At 57.7% G+C, this 22,771-nt stretch carries 17 protein-coding genes and 1 tRNA gene; 14 read left to right on the forward strand and 4 right to left on the reverse strand.

Going from position 1 to position 22,771, the window contains the following annotated elements; translation table 11 throughout:
- Positions 1-43: 43 nt before the first annotated feature.
- The 6 genes from KD146_RS18560 to hsdR all read left to right on the forward strand — a co-directional run bounded on the left by KD146_RS18560 (position 44) and on the right by hsdR (position 6,580).
- Positions 44-280: an HGGxSTG domain-containing protein gene (locus tag KD146_RS18560; RefSeq protein ID WP_427857120.1), complete on the forward strand. Its 237-nt coding sequence runs from the start codon at positions 44-46 to the stop codon at positions 278-280.
- A 263-nt stretch (positions 281-543) separates the two neighbouring features.
- Positions 544-1,992 carry a class I SAM-dependent DNA methyltransferase gene (locus KD146_RS16020; RefSeq protein ID WP_212659838.1) on the forward strand — a complete coding sequence of 483 codons (1,449 nt, stop codon included), beginning with the start codon at positions 544-546 and terminating at the stop codon, positions 1,990-1,992.
- Complete coding sequence (locus KD146_RS18530) at positions 1,989-3,224, forward strand: restriction endonuclease subunit S (protein WP_345790841.1); 1,236 nt, start codon at positions 1,989-1,991, stop codon at positions 3,222-3,224. Before KD146_RS16020 ends, KD146_RS18530 begins: the two co-directional genes overlap by 4 nt.
- Positions 3,225-3,255: 31 nt before the next feature.
- Positions 3,256-3,498, forward strand: coding sequence for a hypothetical protein (locus tag KD146_RS16030; RefSeq protein ID WP_212659840.1), 243 nt, complete (start codon positions 3,256-3,258; stop codon positions 3,496-3,498).
- Entirely contained in the window at positions 3,444-4,265 is an 822-nt protein-coding gene (locus tag KD146_RS18535) for an 8-oxoguanine DNA glycosylase OGG fold protein (protein ID WP_345790842.1), read from the forward strand. The genes KD146_RS16030 and KD146_RS18535 overlap by 55 nt, the downstream gene beginning before the upstream one ends.
- A complete protein-coding gene (gene hsdR, locus KD146_RS16040) occupies positions 4,262-6,580 on the forward strand; it encodes an EcoAI/FtnUII family type I restriction enzme subunit R (RefSeq protein WP_212659842.1) in 2,319 nt (772 codons plus the stop codon). The genes KD146_RS18535 and hsdR overlap by 4 nt, the downstream gene beginning before the upstream one ends.
- A gap of 82 nt (positions 6,581-6,662) precedes the next feature.
- On the opposite strand, the gene KD146_RS16045 is transcribed toward hsdR, so the two are convergent.
- From KD146_RS16045 to KD146_RS16060, 4 genes are all read right to left on the reverse strand, one after another.
- On the reverse strand, positions 6,663-6,863 hold the full coding sequence (locus KD146_RS16045; RefSeq protein WP_212659843.1) for a hypothetical protein: 201 nt from the start codon (positions 6,861-6,863) through the stop codon (positions 6,663-6,665).
- A 63-nt stretch (positions 6,864-6,926) separates the two neighbouring features.
- The gene (locus tag KD146_RS16050) at positions 6,927-7,826 is read right to left on the reverse strand and encodes a 3'-5' exonuclease (protein ID WP_212659844.1); all 900 of its coding nucleotides are present in this window, start codon (positions 7,824-7,826) and stop codon (positions 6,927-6,929) included.
- A 13-nt stretch (positions 7,827-7,839) separates the two neighbouring features.
- Complete coding sequence (locus KD146_RS16055) at positions 7,840-15,303, reverse strand: CHC2 zinc finger domain-containing protein (protein ID WP_212659845.1); 7,464 nt, start codon at positions 15,301-15,303, stop codon at positions 7,840-7,842.
- A 499-nt stretch (positions 15,304-15,802) separates the two neighbouring features.
- Positions 15,803-15,892: transfer RNA gene (locus KD146_RS16060), tRNA-Ser, on the reverse strand.
- A 220-nt stretch (positions 15,893-16,112) separates the two neighbouring features.
- On the opposite strand from KD146_RS16060, the gene KD146_RS16065 reads away from it, so the two are divergent.
- From KD146_RS16065 to KD146_RS16100, 8 genes are all read left to right on the forward strand, one after another.
- Positions 16,113-16,886, forward strand: coding sequence for an MBL fold metallo-hydrolase (locus tag KD146_RS16065; RefSeq protein WP_212659846.1), 774 nt, complete (start codon positions 16,113-16,115; stop codon positions 16,884-16,886).
- A gap of 225 nt (positions 16,887-17,111) precedes the next feature.
- Positions 17,112-17,834: a 50S ribosomal protein L21 gene (locus tag KD146_RS16070; protein ID WP_212659847.1), complete on the forward strand. Its 723-nt coding sequence runs from the start codon at positions 17,112-17,114 to the stop codon at positions 17,832-17,834.
- A 15-nt stretch (positions 17,835-17,849) separates the two neighbouring features.
- Positions 17,850-18,116 (forward strand): 50S ribosomal protein L27, encoded by a 267-nt coding sequence (gene rpmA, locus KD146_RS16075; RefSeq protein WP_212659848.1) that lies wholly within the window; start codon positions 17,850-17,852, stop codon positions 18,114-18,116.
- A gap of 124 nt (positions 18,117-18,240) precedes the next feature.
- The gene (locus KD146_RS16080) at positions 18,241-18,780 is read left to right on the forward strand and encodes a GNAT family N-acetyltransferase (protein ID WP_212659849.1); all 540 of its coding nucleotides are present in this window, start codon (positions 18,241-18,243) and stop codon (positions 18,778-18,780) included.
- Positions 18,777-19,313 (forward strand): GNAT family N-acetyltransferase, encoded by a 537-nt coding sequence (locus tag KD146_RS16085; RefSeq protein ID WP_212659850.1) that lies wholly within the window; start codon positions 18,777-18,779, stop codon positions 19,311-19,313. The genes KD146_RS16080 and KD146_RS16085 overlap by 4 nt, the downstream gene beginning before the upstream one ends.
- Positions 19,310-20,353, forward strand: a complete 1,044-nt coding sequence (gene obgE, locus KD146_RS16090; protein WP_212659851.1) for a GTPase ObgE — start codon at positions 19,310-19,312, stop codon at positions 20,351-20,353. The genes KD146_RS16085 and obgE overlap by 4 nt, the downstream gene beginning before the upstream one ends.
- Positions 20,353-21,498 carry a glutamate 5-kinase gene (gene proB / locus KD146_RS16095; protein ID WP_427857116.1) on the forward strand — a complete coding sequence of 382 codons (1,146 nt, stop codon included), beginning with the start codon at positions 20,353-20,355 and terminating at the stop codon, positions 21,496-21,498. Before obgE ends, proB begins: the two co-directional genes overlap by 1 nt.
- Entirely contained in the window at positions 21,485-22,765 is a 1,281-nt protein-coding gene (locus KD146_RS16100; RefSeq protein ID WP_212659852.1) for a glutamate-5-semialdehyde dehydrogenase, read from the forward strand. The genes proB and KD146_RS16100 overlap by 14 nt, the downstream gene beginning before the upstream one ends.
- Positions 22,766-22,771: the final 6 nt, after the last annotated feature.

Here is a 22,771-nt window from a genome sequence, read left to right on the forward strand (position 1 = left end):
ACGGCTGATGTGCGGCGAGTGTATAGCCATGCGCTGCAAACTCATGGAGGAGTTGGGCTTGGGCGAGGATGGACGCCCTGTTCCCTTCTTGCAAAGATCTGTCTGTTGTGCCCGGACACGTGCCGGTGCCCAGTGTAGGAATAGGGTCGTACCAGGCAAGCGGCGCTGCCGGTTTCACGGCGGGCTTTCGACAGGTCCCAAAACACATGCTGGCCGAAAAAGGATCGCGGACGCCCAAACGCAGCGGTGGGCGCTGTACCGTGCAGAAAAGAAGAAATGACTAATGGCTGCAGCTGGGGGGGGTGAAACCGCCACATAGCAGACGACCCACTATCGGGTCGGCACAACGTCGAAAAAGCCAGTGCCCTATGTTCCCCATCTGCAATGTGAACGAGACTCCATGGCCGCCTGTCCAACGGATCGGCAACAGCCATTTCTCGTATGTCCTGGACAGCTATGCGATAGCCGTCCTCCACCTGCTTGCCTATCGCCTTCGACCCGCATCATAGTGCGCGCCATAGCTGCCAACTGATTTGAGTGAGCATGTACGAGAACGCCTTCAACAGCATTGAAAAAGACCTTCGCGCCGAAGAAGGCATTGGCAATGAGCTTGATTATGTCGAGCAGATCTCGTGGGTACTGTTTCTCAAATATTTGCACGATCTGGAATCGGATCGCCGCGACCAGGCGGCGCTGGAAGGCAAGAGCTACTCGCCGATCATCGAGGGTGAGTACACCTGGGACCAGTGGGCGGCGCCGAAACAGGATGGGGCCTTCGACCACAATGCGGCGCTGATCGGCGACGATCTGATTACCTTTGTTGACCAGAAGCTGTTCCCCTATCTCGGTAGCTTCCGCCAGTCGGCCACCGGGCCGCAGACGATCAATTACAAGATCGGCGAGGTGTTCACCGAGCTGCGCAACAAATTCCGCTCGGGCTATATCCTGCGCGATGTGCTGGAGCTGGTTGACGGTCTGAGCTTCAACACCCAGGCCGAACGCCACGAACTCTCCCAGCTCTACGAAACCCGCATCCGTCGCATGGGCAATGCCGGCCGCAATGGCGGCGAGTATTATACGCCCCGCCCGCTGATCCGCGCCATGATCGCAGTAACCGACCCCAAGGTGGGCGAGACCGTCTATGACGGCGCTGTCGGCTCGGCCGGCTTCCTCTGCGAAGCCTATGATCATATGCGAAGCGACGATCTCAGCGCCTCCGACTACGAGACGCTGCAGAAGCGCACCTTCTATGGCCAGGAAAAGAAGTCGCTCGCCTACATTATCGGGATCATGAACATGGTCCTGCACGGCATCGAGGCGCCCAATATCGTCCACACCAACTCGCTGAATGAGAACGTGATGGATATCCAGGAAAAGGACCGCCACGACATCATCCTCGCCAATCCGCCCTTTGGCGGTGGCGAGCGGCGCGAGGTACAGCAGAACTTCCCCATTCGCACCGGCGAGACGGCCTATCTGTTCCTGCAGCATTTCATCCGCAAGCTGCGCGCCGGCGGCCGCGCAGCGGTGGTGATCAAGAACACCTTTCTGAGCAATACCGACAATGCCAGCGTGGCCTTGCGCAAGGAATTGCTGGAGGCCTGCACTCTGCACACAATCTTGGATCTGCCCGGCGGCACCTTCCAAGGGGCAGGGGTGAAGACGGTAGTCCTGTTCTTCGAAAAGGGCGCGCCGACCCGCGACATCTGGTTTTACCAGCTCGATCCGGGTCGCAACATGGGCAAGACCAATCCGCTCAACGATGATGATCTGGCGGAGTTCGTGGCGCTGCAGCGCACCCGCCCCAATGGGCACAAGAGCTGGATCATCAACCGCGCTGACCTGGACCAGGAGACGTTTGATCTCCCGGTGAAAAACCCCAATGCGCCACAAGCGATGGCGCTACGCAGCCCGGAAGAGATCATCGCCGACATGCTGGCGCGCGATGTCGAGACGGCGGATATTCTGGAGAGCATCCGGGGGATGCTGTGAAGCCGGGGTGGGAAATAAAGCAAATTGAGGAAATGGCCTTCATCCAAGAAGGGCCAGGAATCCGAAAGTACGAATATCAGGAGGATGGCTTCCCGATGATAAACGTCCGATGCGTTCAGGATGGTTTTCTCGACATGTCGAGTGCCAGGGCGGCAAACACTGACCTTGCACTGGGCAAATGGAGGCACTTCCAGGTCGATGAGGGTGACATCCTGTTCACTATCTCCGGCACTATCGGCCGTTGCGCGATCGTTACGAAGCATGACCTGCCCCTCCTGATGAACACCAGCGTAGTCCGTTTTCGCTCAATCGATCCGAGGCTGGACACCAAATTTTTGTATCTGTTTTTGCAGTCCGACGGATTTCAATTGCCCCTCAAGCGGTTGTCGAGTGGAGCAGCAATACAAAATGTCGGCCCCACCCACATAAAAATGCTCTCCATTCCCGTTCCCCCTCTCGAAGAACAACAGCGGATTGTTGCGATTCTGGACGAGGCCTTTGAGGGTCTGACCCTCGCCCGCGCCAATGCCGAAGCCAATCTGCAGAACGCACGGGAATTGTTTGAGACATACGCAGCCGCACAGTTTGATGCCCTGACCAGTGATAGCTGCGTAGTGCTGTCTAGCGTCACAGGCGTCGCACTTCCGGACAAGGGAGCCATCCGCACCGGGCCATTTGGTAGTCAGTTGCTGCACAACGAATTCGTTGATGAGGGCATTGCCGTACTCGGCATCGACAATGCGGTGGCCAATAAATTTCGCTGGGGGAAGAGCAGATTCATCACTGAAGAAAAATACGCGCAGCTGAAGCGTTATACGGTTAGACCGGGCGACGTGATAATAACGATCATGGGTACATGTGGCCGGTGTGCAGTTGTTCCTGACAACATACCACTCGCCATCAACACAAAGCACCTATGCTGTATTTCCCTTGACCGGACAAAGTGTCTGCCAGAATACCTGCATCATTACTTTCTGTTCAGTCCTGCGGCGCGGTCCTATCTATCTGCGCAGGCCTCAGGTTCTGTGATGGACGGTTTGAACATGGGTATCATCAAGGACATGCCGGTCCAATTACCCAGCATTGGTCGGCAAGAAACGATTATCGCAAACGTCTCCAAACTGCAGAATGCAGCTGCAGAGCTCATTGATGACTATGAAACCAAGCTTCAAGGGCTTGGGGATCTCCGCCGATCCCTCTTGCAGAAGGCATTCGCAGGCGAATTGACCTGAGCCATAGTCAGCACTGATTGGAGAGTTTCTTTTGGCCGTATCGCAGCGCAAGCCGGGTGACATTAACCCGAATGACCAGATCCTGATTGCGCGCACTGATCGGCCCGGCACCGATTATCTGCAGTATGTCTGGGTCCTCGTCTGCGCGCGCCGCAATCCCGGTGGCGCGATCTGTGGCCATCGCTATGGCGCCAACGGCTCCGATTTCCACATCCGCAAATGCCCCTCCTGCCAACGCGGTGCGGCTGGGCTGGATATCGAGGGTCTATTGTGACCGGTGCCGGACGCGGGGACCTTGCGAGCAATTTTGCCTCAGACCATCTTTCGCGCTTTGAGAAGTCACTGGCTGGTTTCCTCGATCTAGACAAACCAGGTGGCAAGCACGCACGGTCCTTCGCAACAGGAATTGCGCGAGCCCAATCTGACAGGCTGCCAGACGGTCAACTCAGTCGCAGCGATGTCCTCGGATTCAACGGAGATCCAGATCTGGATACTCCCACCGTATGCGCTGCGATATTGGCTTGGGGCGGGATGCGGATGGACAATCGCAACCGGTTGTCTGCAGACCATGACTGGCTTTCTTTTGCGGACAATATTCGGAGAGGGGCGATCAGCCGTGCAGAAGCATTCCACCAGTTCCAGGATCTCAGGCGAGATAAGAGGCTCAAAGGCATGGGCCCGGCGTTCTTCACAAAGTTGATCTACTTCCTATCGCCGCGAGGAGGCGCTGCGCCGCCAGCTCATATATTGGATCAGTGGACAGGAAGTTCGGTGAACCTACTATCCGGCTCTGATGTCGTGCGGATGGACATCGTCACGACCTGCCTCTGGAAGCAAGACGGGAGCAGAACCATAGATACGGCCCACAATGTTTCGGACCACAATACCGCTTTGCACTACGAGGCATTTTGCATCAAAATGGATGCTCTGGTCTCAATATTCAGCAGGTCAGTTGATGAGATTGACTGCGCACTCATGAGCGAAGGTTCTGATATCTCTTGGCGAGAGTACCTCAAGACTAGTCGTGTGCATCTGGCATGATGGAAGAAACTGAAGCCGACACACGCGCCGAACGGATCGACCCGGTGCTGGCCGCTGCTGGCTGGGGCAAGGTTGAGGGCTCACGAGTCCGGCGAGAGGTGATTTGTCCCGGGCGCATTCAGACCGGTGGCAATCGCGGCAAGCCCCTGTCCTGCGACTATGTGTTGATCCACAAGGGCCACAAGCTGGCCGTACTGGAAGCCAAGAAAGCCGGCGTCAGCCACCGCAGTGGGGTCGGCCAGGCTAAGGACTATGCGCAGCGCCTCAAGGCCCGCTTTGCCTATGCGTCCAACGGGCTCAATTGGTACGGCATCGACATGGCGACCAGCAAGGAAGGCGACATCGCTTTGCCGTTCCCGACGCCGAGCGAATTGTGGGACCGCACCTTTGCCGACCACAATGCCTGGCGCGAGGCCTTCGGCGCGGTTGAATTCGAAACCGATGGCGGCAAGTGGGAGCCGCGCTATTACCAGCACAATGCGATCACGGCTGTGCTGGACGCAATTTCCAGGCGTGACAGGCGCATCCTGCTGACCTTGGCGACAGGCACCGGCAAGACCTCTATCGCCTTCCAGATCGCCTGGAAGCTGTTCCAGGCCAAGTGGAACCTGACCAACGAGCCGACCCGCCGCCCGCGCGTCCTGTTTCTCGCCGATCGCAATATTCTGGACGATCAGGCCTACAACGCCTTCTCGGCCTTCCCCAACGATGCCATCACCCGCATCGACCCCGATACGATCCGCAAGAACCACGGGAAGCCACCGAAAAACGCTAGCCTGTTCTTCACCATCTTCCAGACCTTCATGACCGGCGAAACCAAGCCGATCTATCTGCAATACCCGCCTGACTTCTTCGATTTCATCGTCATCGACGAATGCCATCGCGGCGGCGCCAAGGACGAAAGCGAATGGCGCAAGCTGCTCGAATATTTTGAGCCATCAGTCCAGCTAGGAATGACAGCTACTCCCAAGCGCAAGAACAATGCCGATACCTATGCCTATTTTGGCGAGCCGGTTTACACCTACTCGCTGCGCGAAGGCATTGAAGACGGCTTCCTGACGCCCTTCAAGGTGCGCCAGATGGCCAGCACCATCGACGAATATGTCTATCACCCCGAAGACGAGGTGATATCCGGCGACGTGGAAATCGGCGACAGCTTTGACGAGGGCGATTTCAACAATCGCATCATCATTGAAGACCGCGAACTGGCTCGCGTCCGCGAATTCATGAGCCAGATCGACCAGCGCCAGAAGACCCTGGTGTTCTGCGCCACCCAGGAGCACGCCGCGCTGGTGCGCGACCTGATTAACCAGGTCAAGACCAGCTCCAATCCCGATTATTGCCACCGCGTGACCGCTGAAGACGGCGAAATCGGCAATGCGCACCTTCGGGCGTTTCAGGACAACGACAAGACCATCCCGACCATCCTCACCACCTCGCAAAAGCTTTCCACGGGCGTTGACGCCCGCAACGTCCGCCATATCGTGCTGATGCGCCCGGTCCGCTCGATGATCGAGTTCAAGCAGATCATCGGCCGCGGCACCCGCACCTATGACGGCAAGGATCATTTCACGATCTGGGATTTCGTGCGGGCCCACGAAAACTTTGAAGATCCTGAATGGGACGGCGAACCACTGGATCCAGAGCCGCCGGTAAACCGCCCCGCCGTTGTCGAAGATGGTGACGGCCCCGAAATTGACGAAGAGGGGGATGAATACGACCCCGAACAGCCGGCGCAAAAGCTGGTCATCAAGCTGGCCGACGGCAAGGCACGGTCCATCCAATTCATCGCCACCACCACCTATTGGGGGCCAGACGGGAGGCCAATGTCAGCGCAGCAGTTTCTGGAAAGGCTGTTCGGCGACCTCAGCGGTCTGATCCTCGACGAAGACGCCCTGCGCGCTGAATGGAGCGATCCGGACCGTCGCGAAAAACTGATCGCCGTGCTGGCCGACCGTGGCTATGACGGCGACAAGCTGAACGATATGCGCCAGCTTATTGACGCGCCCAATAGCGACCTGTTCGACGTGCTGGCCTATATCCGCTTCACCATCCCCGCCAAGACCCGTGCGGAGCGCGCTGAGACCACCGCCAACGGCAATTTTGCCGCCAGCGACGGCGAGATGCACGAATTTCTCATCGGCGTCCTGCAGGCCTATGCCGCCCATGGCGAGAGTGAACTCTCCCTCTCCAAGCTCTCGTCCTTCCTGACAGCCCGCTACGGCACCCTCGCCGACGCCAAGGCTAAGCTAGGAGACACCGCGGCGATCAAGGCTGCCTTCGTGGGCGTTCAGCGCGAGCTGTATCGCCAGTAGGGGTCCCAACATTCCCAGATGGATGCAATTAGCACAATTGCCGGGAAAGCTGGTTAGGCATCATCCTCCTAGCGCAGGCCGCCTAGTTGTCGATGCCTTCAAGACGGGAAACGACGAGAGACAGCTCCTCTTCAACGGTAATAACGTGAAGTCCGTTCGCATTCGCCGTCGTGACAATATCTGCGGTGCCTAAGACATTGCCGAGACGCACACAGACGACCTGCTCGGAATTGATGTACACCGCGTTTTCAGAGTCGACTTCAATAAATTCAATGAACGACATTTATAATCCTCTATTTGAACGAATTTTGGCGCAGCGAAAGTAGAGCGTGTAAAAATCTAACGCTTATCGAAGGCGCATAGAATAACGCTGAAAAGCTGTAATCTCGAACATAGGAAGCTGCACGGGCGATCGAAAGATCTCCGAACGAAGGAATTCGACCTCGGCGTCTACCCTGTCTGCAGTCAGATCCGTCCACCAAGCCCGAGGGCCAAGCTTATCATCTGAGTTCCATTTGTAGCCGCGATGTTTCAAAATATCCTTGCTCTCGAACGGCGCCGCTTCGGCGAAGATCCGCCACATCGGCTGGCGAGCTGATTTCAAGACCTTGCTAAGCACCCGTTCGCTGCTTTTTGGAAGCTTCATCGTCAACAGTGCGATGCCCGCCTCGCAATCATCGACCGCTCGGTGTGCATCGAAGAAGCATTGAAATCCGGACAACAGGTCGGAAAGCCGCCGCCCTTCGACACCTTCCTGCTTCCAAGGTACGTCGAACATCGTGCAGGCCCAAGGCTTAGCCTCGAATATAGGTGAGATACGCTCAACGAAAGGCCGGTCGAATCCAGCATTGTGGGCAATAAGAATGTCCGCAGATGACACAAGTTTTTCGATCTCGGTAATATCGAGCTGGTGACCTTCCACGAGCTCGTCCGTAAGCCCCGTGATAGCTGTTATTTCTGAAGGTATCGGCTTCGCCGGCTCATTGAACTGATGAAGAGATTGTCCAACCGAAACAATTCGGCCATCTACAGCATATTCGAACGGCACTATGGCAAGTTCGAGAATTTCACTAGTTTGAAAATCCAAACCTGTGGTCTCAACATCCAAAAACATGCCAGTCCGAACTCGGGAGCCGTCACTCGGCTCGATTCGATCACCAAGCCTTAGTCGTCGCAGCACCCTAAAATCGCCCGATGCATCAAGTCGGCGGGCAAGCTCCTCAAGATCGTCGTCGGCGTTTTTCATATCTCGCTCCGCGTCAATCGATTGTCCGCGGCGGCTCATCCTGCATTGAGCGCGGAACGTTAAGCAATGACTTATCGCTGTTTAGCGGATCATCTCCGTCCAGGACCACTTCCGCGGCATATTTTTCGGGTAGCCATCGGTCGTCCACGTAGAGCCAGTCGACCAAGGCCGGTAGCGGGTTCATCGGTGGCATATCATAGAGTTCAGTCTTGAAAGAGTCGGTCCGCTTGCGAAGCCAACTTGGGTCGTCCGCGAAGTCTTCCAGTACACGGAGCGCCGCAAGTGTTTCCGCAATCGCGGCCTGATAGTCGGGCGGCAGATCCTCATCGGGGGATCCGACGTTAACTTTTGACCGCCAGACGGATTCTAGCTCCAACGCCTTGGCGACCTTGATGCGGGCTTCCCCAAAAGTAAGTGCCTTTCCTTCGACTGTTCGAGTCCGTGGTTGACGCTGTTTGTTTGGATACGAGCCAGGACCAGCGTGGCCCCCTTTCTCCGTGGCGAACAGAATAGGAAGGTGTGCAACAAGCCGCAGAGAGCGATGCTGATAATGCGGTCGGGGACGCTGATCGGTGGTTCTTAGCAGGTCCAGATCAGCAATAACCATTGCTGACTCAGTTTCTCCTAGCGGACCACTGTGCGAATCCCCGAGCTGGAATATACCCGGCGCTTTTGATCCATACGGGGTTTTGATCCCTTCCGTTCGCTTCCACCCGTCAAGACCAATGAAACCGCTTTGGCCACAACTCGCGTGAGGAAGGACGGCATTGCAGAATGCAGTTACAAGGCCAGCAGCCAGATACTGGTTCTGCCCGAAGATATGATAGTCGGCTGAGCGTGTCGTCATTGCGGGCAGGACAATAAGAGTCCGCTGGTGTTTTTCTCCTCTCACTAGCGCGCCGTCCGTGTCCCCGTCGACCTTCGCAGCGTTGCGAAACGCAGTCCAACGGGCAAACTCATAGATGTCTCTGCTGATATGAGAGAAGATGGTCTCGCCACCCTTACCCATACCGTATCGATCAGCGAGTTCCTTGGCTTCCTCAATGATACCGACAAAATTTGCACTGCTGGCGTGCGGGAACATTTCCGAGCAGACGAGCTCCAACGAGAACGTCCCAAGTGTGAACGCATCGTTTTCATCAACCAATAATGGAATCCATGGTTCTTTAAATGGTGGCCTGATCAATTCTCCAGCTGCGGCTGATGGGTAGCGTTTCGGTCGTGCGAAATGCTCAACCTTTATGAGTTGCTTCTCTACTATGGCGCGCAGGCAGGTCAGAACCGCCGTATGCGCGTCCCACCGGTTCATCAGTGTTGGCAGCGGTCCCGAACTACTGACGAAGGGGACTGCAGCCTTGGCGCTGAAATCCTGGTCAAGCTGCGTGCCACTGGGGACCCTAAACGTGCCGCACCACACAGTGATTTTCTGCGGCTGGGTTTTAAGCTGGCGTGCAAGCCAGTTGATGGTCTCCGGTCGCAAACTGTATTCCGGAAAAACAAGACCATCGACCTTTAAATCCGCGCAGGCTTTAAGAACTTCCCGAATTAGGGTCCGCCGGCGGTATTCAGAGGTTGAAAGGAACACACCACCGTCTTTGACCTTCGTCTGACCTGCAGGCTTGTCACCTTCTGGAGATACCAGACCTTCATACTGTCCGCCCTTATGTCCCGGGCTATAGTAGCTGTCCACGACATCCCATTGCACTAGAGCAACCCGATGCGTACCGGGGTTCTTTGCAGAAGAACGTGCTTCCCAAGAGCTCAATCGCTTCTTGTCGATCAGCGCCAGCGCTTCATCCAGCACCGTCGAATTCGAAGCCGCTGACGAAACTGTTGCTTCTTCTGACAAGGTCTCAACGACGCTATCGGGCTTGGCTTGTTCTATGGAAACTTCAGCGGGCGGATCGGATTTCACGACCTGATCATCGTGGTTCTTAGTCGGTATCGAGACAATCTGGAACGACCGCCCGAATGCAGCTTCGCCCAGTTTGCGCGAAACGAGATGAAAGCCGAGCACCTGATCGCCGCGACGCGATATGGAATAAGGGAAACGCAGACGGTTCCCTGATGGATAAGTCTCCATGGCCGCGCCGCGCTCGCCGACCACATACGACACATCAATTTGCCAATCGGCAAGGCTTATGGAACTTCCGTCAGCCAGCCGCATGATTGGACGGCCACCCTGGCTGTCAGCGGTTCGAGGGGCAGACCACGATACTTCGTTGCTCACCTCTATTGCAGTTGCGTCGGTGAGCTGCCGAAGAAGCAGTGGTAAATCGGCGGGACGTCGTTCAAGCAGTTGATCGAATACGTCCCATGGCCAATTTGGAGCATTTTCTGTCGTCGTCGAACTGCTCGCGAAATATCTTAGGAGGCCTTGGAGGGCGGCTTCTGCCTCAATCATTCCAGCATGTGTTTGCCATAGAGACGGCCGGCCAAAGTCGCTTCGCTGGCGCACAGGAACGACTTGAATCAGAATTGCGATTAGTACGACCCAACCTGCTGGCGTAATCTGATCGCGGACAAAATTGAGGCCTCCTCGCTTTCCAAGTACTACTTGGCAGAACGCGTGAACGACCTTCGAAGTCTGCACTATCAGGCTAGGATCGAGGGTCGCAAACCTGTCATTGATCATAATCAAATCGAGGCCAACGGCGTCCGACACCCAGGCCAGATCAAAGTCGGCGCCAATCAGACGTTCCAGCGAAGCCTCCGGTAAACTCGCTGCGATTTCAAAGGCCAGCGCTCGAAGATCAGCAATGGCCGCCAATGTTTCAGCACCAGCCTCAAGCGCGTTGAGCGGGGCCGCAGACTCGCCAGGAAGATTTCCATTCGCCTGCCCGATCGCCACTGACAGCGTCTGCCAGGCTGAAGCACTGCGTCGGTAAGGAAGCGAAGGGGGGACAGTTATGTCCCAGTGCTTAGAAGCCTCGGGAAGCGCGCGGCCCACTCTTTTGGTCGCCCGAGCTAGAAGCTCTGCAGGGTTGCCGTTCGACTTAAGGTCGTGGAGCGCATTCACGCGCTCGCTCATGAACATTCCCTCGGAAACAGCCGCGACCAGATAAGATGCAGCCTGTGCCGCAGTGCTTGCTAGCTCAAAGTTCTCGAGCAGCGAGAGCGCACGGCGGATTCGTGTCGGAATTGGATTGCCAGGCGTACCCTCGCCCGGTCCCCACTGGTCGGCTCCAGAAAGCCGCGGAAGTACGCGCGCAACAATTGCCTCTCGCCGATGAAATTCCTCATCAAGTGCGGTTGCGGCTTGGGCATCCATCCCGGCGTCATCATCTTGGGATGGCTCAGCGCGATTGCACGCGTCACGCACCGCCCACCCATAGCGCCAGAGATCAGCACCCTCAGCGTAGACGCTCCGCGCTTCCAGCGAGGGCCCCACACGTACGAAAGCATGGCCATCCACGCTCGACCTCAATGCCGGCCAAGAAATGAGCAGGACACTTGAGAAATCAATGACACCGTCTTCGATTTTGCCAAAGAACGAAAATGCCGTGGGCACGGGCACCCGCTCAGCGTCTAGATTAATCTGTTCATCGAAGCGGTTAAAACCTGCTCGATAAAGACCTGCAATTTCTGAGGGCGACCACTTCCGGGTCTTTTCGACCAGCAACCTGCTTCCTGCTGGAAGCGTGGCCTCCTGCATAGCAATCCCAGGCACCAACTGCTCGCTCGAATCTCTCCATTTCACTCCCAGCGGCGATCCCTCCGCGGTACCGGCTGAAGCGAGCAGCAATCTACCATCTGGGCACCACAAGAGAATGCCGGAGGCCCTAAGGCCCGGGGGCGAGGGCAAGGGGATGGCGTCAGGTACGCCAGCAATCAACCGCGTCAAGCGTGGCCTGCGCAATGCGATCTCTGCGAACACTGAGTACGTGAGATTTACGAGCGTTGCTGCAGCATCGAATTCGACATCAGTTGGAAGTGTGGTTCCACCCTCAGTATCAATACTCGGTGCCCAGATGCTCATGATTGTCTGGGATACGCTAACGACCTTGTTTGGTTCCTCCAAGTCGGAAAAGGAGAAAACGCTAGGGCCCTCTTCGGCACCATATGCTTGCGCGCGTTGGAGTTCGACTAGCGTCTGGTTGAGCCGTGAGAAAACGGCCTTCGAAGACTGTCCGCTCGCAACGATAAGGCTAGGCAATGGGCGCGCAAATGCGGCATCATGCTTTAGTAAAGCGTGTAGCAAACCCTCCGGAAGAGCCTCGCCGCTGCTCGTGCCTGGGAGAAGGAATTTGTGTAGGAAGCTGAATTGGAAATCATTGTTCCTGACTCCCAAATTCTCCGAGGCAAGGCATGCGATGATCCCAATCTGGCAGCGCGTGTCGAAGCGCGAAAGCAGCTCACCTTTGTCACTCCCAAGGAGCAGTGTTTGGAGTGAAGTAAACGGGTCATCTAGGACAGACGCTGAAAGAGCCTTAAGGTTTCGGTCGATCCGGTCGCACAACTCTTGACCGAATGTTCCGGGCAGAACCGCAAATCGCAACGCCCTATCGAGCCCCTCCATTGCCGCCATCGCGATATCAAGGAGATCACTGTCAGAAATTAGGTGTAACGCTCGAGGTTCGGCGTCGGTCAAGAACCTTATGAAGCTCGCTGCTAGATCATCGCCTGACGGTTCAGCTAGCTTGTCGGCAGCAAAACACCATAGTCGACGATATGCATTAGCCCGGTCGTTGAACCGGATATCAGCAGCGCCTAGCGCTATCCCAATCTTGGCCAATCCACCTTCGGCATTTGCTGGGTTATCGAGTTCGCGGTCAAAAAGCAGCCCAAGCGCGGTGCGGCGATCGATTTCGCCAGCGTCAGCAAGTGGGTCCATGGCCTCTGTGGTCGGCAAGTCTGCAAGAGGACCAGAAAAGCCGAAGCCAGCGCGATTATCAGTAATCCAGCCGCGGGCTTCAGCGCGTGACATTGGCGGTGGAGTCACGTTCTTGCGATTGAGCGACAAACCCTTATGGGAAATGAATGTCTCGATTTTGCGGCGGAGTTGAGCAGCTGTTTCAAAATCTCTGCAGATGATGACTACGTCGTCTACATATCGGGCGTAGGCAGCCGAGCATCTGTCACTAGTGCCGACTTCCTCGGGCAAAGTATCTTGTTCATTTAGCTTAGAAACTTCGGCGCCCATCATGTCGTCAAGATCGAACAGCGAGATATTTGCTAGGTACGCTGAAAGATCGGGTCCTTGCGGAATCCCACTCTTCGCGTCACCTGAAACTACCTTGCCAGAAAGCGGATCAAAGTAACGAAGTCCGAAACTATGCTGTAGCAGAAAACGGGTGAAAATCTCTGACCTTCCCGCTGCATCATCTGTCTCCGAAGGAGCAAGCAAAGGCGCAAAAGATCCGATATCGCCGTCGACGAAATTTAGGCTGTGTAACGCACGTTCGAGAGGCTGTGTAAGCGCGTCGGTAAAGACATCTGATCGGATGTGGTCGTAAAATCCGGTGATATCGAGACGCACGATCTGCATCTCGTCATGGCGAAAATGCTTGATCCGATCATCAAGACAATCAACGAAAGCTCGCCAGCATTCGAAATATGGACGGAATATCCCTTCACGCCGCGGCGGAGAAAGCCCGTTCACTATTGCCATGTCGATCTGATAAGCAAAGCTCAAAGCGGGTTGTTTGAATCCACGGCCGGTCTTGTAGATGCCCCCATCAAGTCCACCGTCGCGCGAGTACCGAATTGCCGGGATACTGTCCGCAAAACTAGGACAATCGTCGCGATCTCTCAGTAGCTCAACAAGTGCATATTGCAGCAGAATGGCATCGTGTGCCACGGGTCCCGACTTAAGCCGGTATTTTCCGCCTCCCTTAGGCACATGCCGTGCAAGTAGCGGGCTCGAAGGACCATCGATGGCTGCCAATCTTTCACTATGAATATGAAAAAGTGGAGACGCAGCGATCGCAAGCCGTTCCCATGCATCGTCATCGAGAGGGTATTCTCGTCGCGATGTTGACGAGCGTCCGAGCGTCAGTGCGGTCAGGAGGTCTGACCTATCATCTGCCGGGTCGCGCAAAGGCTGAAGAACACGCTGCACCTCAGCAGGACTTGCTGGCGCGCCACCATAACTACGCACCAAGGCCGCGAACTGAGCCAAGCCGAGATTCTGGTCATCTATTGGCAAGGGCGCGATAATGCGCGACCAATCTGCATGGTGAAGAGAGATCGCGACGCTTCTGGCGATAGACGCTAGCCGAAGGCGATTGATCGATGACCAATCCAGGCGTGAAGGATCCGTTCCCAGTCTATAAGCTGCTAGAAACTCTAGGGGGCCGGCGCTCGCAGACCTGATCCGATCCTGAGCATCCTCGAAAGAAAGGCCGCGCAAGAAAGTGTCCGGATCAACTTTTGTCGTGTCGGTCGCTGACGAGGCAATGATAGTCAGTTCGAATGGATGACCGTGCTGAAGCAGTCCTAAAAGCTGCAACGTGGCATCGTATGCCCCGCGTTTGCCTGCATCGTCCCAGTCGAAAAAAATGTGGATTCTGAGCTCGCCGTCGAACTCTCCGACCAATTCTTGAATTCGAGCAATTCGTTCGATCTGGCCGGGTGTGATCTGAGCGCCGAGCACGCCTAGCGCATGAAATCCCAACTGCTCAAGACGGAGAACATCAAAGATGCCCTCGACAAGGTAGATGTCGATGGCACCGCCACGGCCGTTCCTGCCCAACTCCTCGACAGCCTTGATCAGTCGACTTTGACCATAGAGGGAGGTGCTACGAGGAAAATTGTAGGAGTAGAGATACTTCGGCTTTTGCTGGTCAAGTGCGCGTGCGGCGAAGCCGACGGTCTCGTCGTGCGGACCGTCGATGGGAAAAACGATGCGATTGCCGCCAAAAAAACCACGCAATTTGGGGCCGTAGAGGTCAGCGACCGGCTCGGCGGCGTCGTCTCGGCGAAGCACACCAGCTTCAACAAGCTGCTCTTCAATTGTCCGATCAGCTCTCGCCCGCTCGATCAAACCCGCAAGGCTTGTATTACCCGCGCCTGCACCACGAAGAAAGGTCGGATCAAATCCTCGCTCTTTCGAAAAGGCGACGAATTTTTCGTCGGTCTTAGACAACTCGCTAAGACGATGCGTGAGAACGCTAGCTCCAGTAGAACGGTCGACCACAGGGCGCCGCCTTGAATCGAGCTCGACCCCCTCAATCGCAGCGAGCCGTTGGATCGCCTCCCAAAACGTAACTTTCTCATAATTCTGAATGAGGGCGACCGCATCGCCGTGGGCGCCGCACACGAAGCAATGATAATGATCGCGTTCAGTTCGCCCCCCACCACCACGATACAGGTTAAGTGATGGATCCTTGTCATCATGAAATGGGCAAAGGGCGCGCCGCGGCTGGCGTATCCGCTTGTCTACATGCAGTCCAAGCCGCTCGGCGACCGTGACTATATTGGCCTGTTCAACAAGCTTTGCGACGTCTGTAGATCCGTTGCTAGGTCTGCGAGCCAAATGATCCCCCTTTTGAGATCCATTTATCAACTCGAACCCCAGTCACTTTGCTATCATGCGCTCCGTTGAATCGTAAATCCTGAAGCAATGCAGGACTTTGGTTGGTCGCTCTTGAGTCGGGAAATGCAGCTTCATGGAGGCAGCTTCTCAGGCGGAGTGCGCGGGGCACGAAGTCGGTACATTGCTCTTGATTAGTCAGCGGCGCATCTCGAGCATGCAGACTTAGAACTTAGGCATGCTCGCAGACTGCCTTAGATTGCTCCCTATCGGGCTTTGAGCGCGATAGGGGCGACGCGCTGAATCCTAGCCCGCGCGGCCACTTTTTGCTGGTGACCGCATCGCGCTAGTTCGGTTTTGCAAGGTAACAGGGGATCCGCAGCCACGAGATCTATTATTGGGCATGCCATGAGCGGGTCCGGCGCAAGTGCACACAAAGGTGCACACGAACGCTCATTTCACCGAACCGATTCTGCAATATCAAACAGTTACGACAGTTCGATGGCGGAGAGAGAGGGATTCGAACCCCCGATGGAGTTGCCCCCATGCCGCATTTCGAGTGCGGTGCATTCGACCACTCTGCCATCTCTCCGCAAGATCGATGCTACCCCTTGTGGGGGCGCGTGTGGTCAACACGGGCGGGCTTATGGCATAGCAGCCATCGGGCCGCAACACTTCTTGTAAGCTTTCATTGCGCTTTGGCCGCCATTGGCCGACGATCACCTCGACCTCACGTTTCCGTGCTTGAGCAAACCATGCCGTCTGTCCTTGCGTTCAAGGAACGCAAGATTTGCTGATAATGGGAGAAACCAATGGTTAGACGTCGTGAAATGGTTGCCGGAATGGCGACACTGTCCCTGCTGTCTCTGGGCGGCGGATTTGCAACTACAGCCCTGGCACAGGAGGCCACATTGGACGGCGACACGATTCCGACCGCACAGGGCGACATCACCGTCCACCCTGTTGACCATGCCAGCCTGCTGCTCGGCTATGGCGATCAGACCATCTACATCGACCCTGTTGGCGGCGCCGAGCGCTATGCCGGCCTGCCAGCCGCCACCGCCATCCTGATCACCCACGGCCATGGCGACCATTTTGATGTGCCCACCCTTGAGGCGATTGCCGGGGACGCACCGATCATCACCAATCAGGACGTGTTCGACAAGCTGCCCGAGGCCCTCAGAGCCCAGGCTACCGCCATGGCCAATGGCGATGATGGTGACATCAATGGCATCGCGCTGAGCGCCGTGCCGGCGCACAACACTACCGAAGGCCGCATGCGCTATCATCCCGTCGGTGTCGGCAATGGTTATCTGCTGACCCTGGGCGACAAGGTGGTCTATGTGGCCGGCGATACCGAACCGACTCCCGAAATGCTCGCCATGACCGGGATCGCCGTGGCTTTCCTGCCCATGAACCTGCCCTATACAATGACACCTGAGCAGGCAGCAGAAGCCATCAACACCTTCAAGCCCGCCATTGTTTATCCCTATCACTATGGCGAGAGTGATCTGAGCGTGCTCGAAACCGCCATTGGGGCCGATACCGAACTGCGTCTGCGCAACTGGTATCCCAACGGCGGCTAGACAGGCTCGCACGCTTGACTCTTGGGGCATTTGCCCTGATAAGCGCCCTCGGAATTGCGCGCAGGCTGGTCTTGCGCGCTTCCTTTGTTTGAAAACGCTGTTCGAGGTTGCCCCGCTGGTTTGATCGCCAGCAGCATTCACGAAGACCGCAGGATCAGGGCTTGCCCTGCGGCGCCACAGGACGCGACACAATGGGACCGGGCGTTTAACGCTCCCGGTTATGCTATGACTTTTGCCGTGATCAAAACCGGTGGCAAGCAGTACAAGGTTGCCGCCAACGACGTTCTCAAGATTGAAAAGCTCGATGCCGAAGCCGGCACGATCGTCACCTTCGACCAGGTGCTGATGGTTGGCGACGAAGTCGGCGCGCCGCTCATCGAAGGCGCCACTGTCGCTGCTGAGCTGCTCGAGACTCGCAAGCAGAAGACGGTCATCATTTTCAAGAAGAACCGTCGCCACAATTATCGTCGTCGCAACGGCCACCGCCAGTTGCTCTCGACCGTGCGCATCACCGAAATCCTGACCGGCGGCGCCAAGCCAACGATCAAGGCTGCCGGCGTTGCGGCCAAGACTGACGCAGTCAGCGAAGCCAAGCCTGCCAAGGCCAAGACCGCTGCCAAGGCACCGGCCGCTGACGCCAAGGCTGCTGCACCAAAGAAGGCTGCCGCCAAGGCGGACGCCGATTTCAACGACGACATCAAGCTCATTGGTGGCGTTGGCCCCGCCCTGGAAAAGAAGCTGAACGCCGCTGGCGTGACCAGCCTGACCCAGATCGCTGCCTGGACGGCTGACGACGTCGTCAAGTTTGACGACCTGCTCAGCTTCAAGGGCCGCATCGAGCGCGACGAGTGGATTACCCAGGCCCAGGATCTGGTGGCCGGCAAGCCCCCTCGCTCCAAGGTTGACCAGGACGCTGCGGCCGACAAGGCCGAAGACAAGACGAAGTAAGGATCGACAAGCACCATGGCACATAAAAAAGCAGGCGGTTCATCCCGCAACGGTCGTGATACCGCTGGCCGTCGTCTCGGCGTCAAGAAGTTCGGTGGCGAAGTTGTCGTAGCCGGCAACATCATCATCCGTCAGCGCGGCACCAAGTGGCACCCCGGTACCGGCGTTGGTCTGGGCAAGGATCACACCATCTACGCACTGGTCGACGGCAACGTCTCGTTCCGCACCCGTGCGAAGTCCAAAGTCTTCGTGTCTGTCGACCCGGCAGAGGCCGCCGAGTAACCCGGCAGGTCCTGTGAACCTGGCCGGTGACCCGTTCCCCGGCTCGTGTTCGCAACCACGCGAAATTGACAAGGGGAACCGGTCTGCCGGTTCCCCTTTTCGCATTCTACAGCTAGAGCGCACCATGGACAGCATCACCAAAAACCTGCCCGCTTCGATTGAAACGGATCGACTGGTGCTGACCACGCCTACGCTGGCGCACGTGCCCGAGATGGCCGTGCTGGCCAATAGCGAGGCGATTTACAGCGTGCTTTCGCGCCTGCCTCATCCCTATGCCCAGAGCGACGGGAAGTTCTTTGTCGAGTCCATCGCGCGCGGCGATAGCGAATTCGCCTGGTCGATCCTGTTGCAGGACAAATTCATCGGCGTCGTCGGCCTGCATCTGTTCGCCGACAAACCCGCCGAACTCGGCTATTGGCTGGGAGAACCCCATTGGGGCATGGGCTATGGTTCAGAAGCAGCCAGTGCTGTTGTCGCCGCTGCGCGCAATGCCGGATTTGTCACGCTGAGCGCCTGCGCACTGACTACAAACACCGCCTCACTAAACCTGCTGCGCAGGATTGGTTTCTCACAAACCCACCAGGGTCCGGGCCCACAAGGCACCAATGCCGGCGCGCCGACCACATTTATGCGGCTCGACTTTGCCAATGGGGAGACAACATGAACGTCACCCTGCACACAGCCCGGCTCATTCTGCGCCAACCCCAGATCGGCGATGCCGAACCCATCGCGCGCTATCTCAATGACTTTGAGGTGGCCGGCAATCTTGCGCGCGTGCCCTTTCCCTACCATGTCTCTGATGCACGAGCCTGGCTGGCCACCCGGCGCGCGCACCTGCCAGCGCAGGAAACCACGTTCTCGATTGAAATTCCTGACCACGGCTTTGTTGGCCATATCGGGTTTCACGCCAGCCCGAAAGGGCCCATTCTGGGCTATTGGCTGGGGCGGCCATTCTGGAACCGTGGCATCATGACCGAGGCGGTGGTCGCCAGCCTTGACTGGTTCTTTGACACTGTCGCGGTCGACACAATTGTTTCCGGGGTGTTCCACTTCAATACCGCATCCTTGGCCATTCAGACCAAGCTCGGATTTACCGAAACTGGACGCTCCACCCTCCTCTGCCTTGCGCGCGACGCCGAGGTAGAGCATATCGACACACAAATGACGCGTAGCGTCTGGAAGGCCAGACCGAAATGAAATTTCTCGATCAAGCCAAGGTCTTTATCCGTTCCGGCGATGGCGGGGGTGGGGCCGTGTCCTTCCTGCGTGAAAAATTCGTCGAATTCGGCGGTCCCAATGGTGGCAATGGCGGCCGCGGCGGTGACGTCGTGCTCGAATGCGTCGACGGGCTCAACACCCTGATCGACTATCGCTACCAGCAGCACTTCAAGGCCAATACCGGCACCCATGGTATGGGCAAGAACCGCACCGGTGCCGATGGGCAGGATACCGTACTGCGTGTGCCAGTGGGCACCCAGGTCTTTGAAGACGACAACGAGACCCTGATCGCCGACATGACCGAAGTGGGTCAGCGCGTGGTCCTGCTCTCGGGCGGCAATGGCGGCTTCGGCAATGCCCACTTCAAGACCAGCGCCAATCAGGCGCCGCGCCGCGCCAATCCGGGCCAGGAAGGCATCGAAAAGTGGGTATGGTTGCGCCTCAAACTGATCGCCGACGCCGGTCTGGTCGGTCAGCCCAATGCAGGCAAGTCGACCTTTCTGGCCGCCGTCTCGGCGGCCAAGCCCAAGATCGCCGACTATCCCTTCACCACCCTGCACCCCAATCTGGGCGTGGTCTCGATCGGCGAGCGCGATTTCGTGCTGGCCGATATTCCCGGCCTGATTGAAGGCGCCAGCGAAGGCGTGGGTATTGGCGACCGCTTCCTGGGCCATATCGAGCGTTGCGGCGTTCTGATCCACCTGATCGATGGCACCCAGGCCGACGTCAAGCGCGCCTATGAATCGATCCGTTTCGAACTGGCCGCCTATGACGAGCGTCTGGGCGAAAAGCCCGAGATCGTGGTGCTCAACAAGGTCGATTCCATCCCTGCCGACGAGCTCAAGGAAAAGGTCAAAATCCTCAAGCAGGTCAGCAAGCAGAACGTGCTGCAGGTTTCGGCCGTTACCGGCAAGGGTACCGACATGGTGCTCTATGGGGTTATCGAGACCCTTGATGCCGAAAAGGCCGCCAAGGCCGAACTGGAACGCCGCAAGATCGAGCCGAACTGGGCTCCCTGATGCGCGCCAATGCCCTCGCGTCTTATCGGCGCCTGACCATCAAGATCGGTTCGGCCCTGCTTGTCGACAAGCAGGGGGCGCTGCGGGCTGCCTGGCTGGCCGATCTGGCAGCCGATATTGCCGCCCTCAAGGCGCAGGCTATCGAGGTGGTCATCGTTTCCTCGGGCGCCATCGCACTGGGGCGTGGCCTGCTGGGTCTGTCGGCCACCGCGCTGACGCTCGAACAGAGCCAGGCGGCCGCCAGCGCTGGCCAGATCGCCTTGAGCCAGGCCTGGGCGCAGGCATTGGGCGCCCATGACATCGTGACCGGGCAGATCCTGATCACGCCCAATATTACCGAAGAGCGCCGCTACTATCTCAATGCCCGCACCACCATCGCCACGCTGCTGGGGCTGGGTGCGGTGCCCATCATCAATGAGAATGACAGCGTTGCCACCGCCGAAATCCGCTATGGCGACAATGACCGTCTCTCCGCCCGTGTCGCCACCATGATCGAGGCCGATTGCCTCGTCCTGCTCAGCGATATTGATGGGCTCTATACCGCCCCGCCTGCCGCCAACCCCGATGCCACCCATTTGCCGGACGTGCATGCCATCACCCCCGCGATCGAGGCGATGGCCGGCGGCGCCGCCAGCCACCTGTCGCGCGGCGGCATGACCACCAAGGTGGAAGCCGGCAAGATTGCCACCCAGGCCGGCACCGCCATGATCATTGCCAAGGGCACCCAGAACCATCCACTGGCCGCCTTGGCCGAAGGCGCGCGGCACACCCTGTTCCACCCCGCCAGTTCGCGGGCACAGGCGCGCAAGCGCTGGATCATGGGGACCCTCGCCGTTTCGGGCACCCTGCAGGTCGATGCCGGCGCCGCCCGTGCGCTGCAGACCGGCAAGTCGCTACTGCCCGTCGGCGTCACCAAAGTATCGGGCCAGTTTGAACGTGGCGACGCCATTGGCGTGCTCAATCCCGATGGCGTTGAAATTGCGCGCGGACTGGCGGGACTGGATAGCCAGGAAGCCCTGCTGGTGATGGGCAAGCACAGCGACACGGTGCTTGAACTGCTGGGCGCCAGCAATCGCGCCGCCTTGATACATCGTGACAATATGGTGCTGGTGGGCACGCAGGAGGACAGCCATGAGCCACGCTGAAACCGCAACAGCGCTAACCGACACCATGGCCGAGCTCGGCCGCAATGCCCGCCTCGGCGCCAGGGCACTGGCTATCGCCACCCCCGAGCAGAAACGCACGGCCCTGATGACCGCTGCCGGCGCCATCAATGCCCATCGCAAGAAGATCCTGGCTGCCAATGCCAAGGATATGGCAACAGCGCAGGCCAAGGGGATATCCGCCGCATTTCTTGATCGTCTCGAGCTGACCGACGCCCGCATTGACGGCATCATCGAAGCGGTCAAGACCATTGCCGAACTGCCCGACCCCGTCGGCAGCGTCATCGCCGAATGGGACCGCCCCAACGGACTGCACATCGAACGCGTCCGCACCCCGCTCGGGGTGATCGGCGTGATCTTTGAATCGCGCCCCAATGTGACAGCCGACGCCGGTGCTCTATGCATCAAATCGGGCAATGCAGTGATTTTGCGCGGCGGCAGCGACAGTTTCCATTCCAGCCACGCCATTGTCGAATGCATGCTTGATGGCTTGCATCTGGCCGGTCTGCCCGTCGAATGCGTGCAACTGGTGCCCACCACCGATCGCGCTGCCGTGGGCGAAATGCTCAAGGGGCTTGATGGCAATATCGATGTCATCGTGCCGCGTGGTGGCAAGACGCTTGTCGCGCGCGTGCAGGACGAGGCCCGGGTGCCGGTCTTTGCCCATCTTGAAGGCCTGGTGCATGTGTACATCGACAAGTCAGCCGATCTCGACAAAGCCGTGGCCATCACCCTGAACGCCAAGATGCGCCGCACCGGTATTTGCGGGGCGGCCGAGACCCTGCTGGTGCACCGCGATGTGCTTGCCACCCATCTTGGCCCCATTATTGATGCGCTGATCGCCAAGGGCTGCGAAATCCGTGGTGACCAGACCGTCATGGATGCCATTCCCAACGCCAAGCCAGCGACCGAGCAGGATTGGCGCACCGAATACGAAGACGCCATCATCGCTGTCAAAGTCGTCGACAGTCTGGACGATGCGATCGCCCATATCGAAAAATATTCCAGCCACCACACCGAGGCGATCATCGCCGAGGATGCCGAGGCGGTCGAAAAATTCTTCAACCAGATCGACAGCGCAATTCTGGTCCACAATGCCTCCACCCAGTTTGCCGATGGCGGCGAGTTCGGTTTTGGCGGCGAGATCGGCATTGCCACCGGCAAGATGCATGCGCGCGGCCCCGTCGGGGTCGAACAGCTTACCAGCTTCAAGTACCGCGTTCGCGGCACTGGCCAGACGAGACCCTGATCCCTT

The organism is Devosia litorisediminis (assembly GCF_018334155.1).
GTDB lineage: Bacteria > Pseudomonadota > Alphaproteobacteria > Rhizobiales > Devosiaceae > Devosia > Devosia litorisediminis.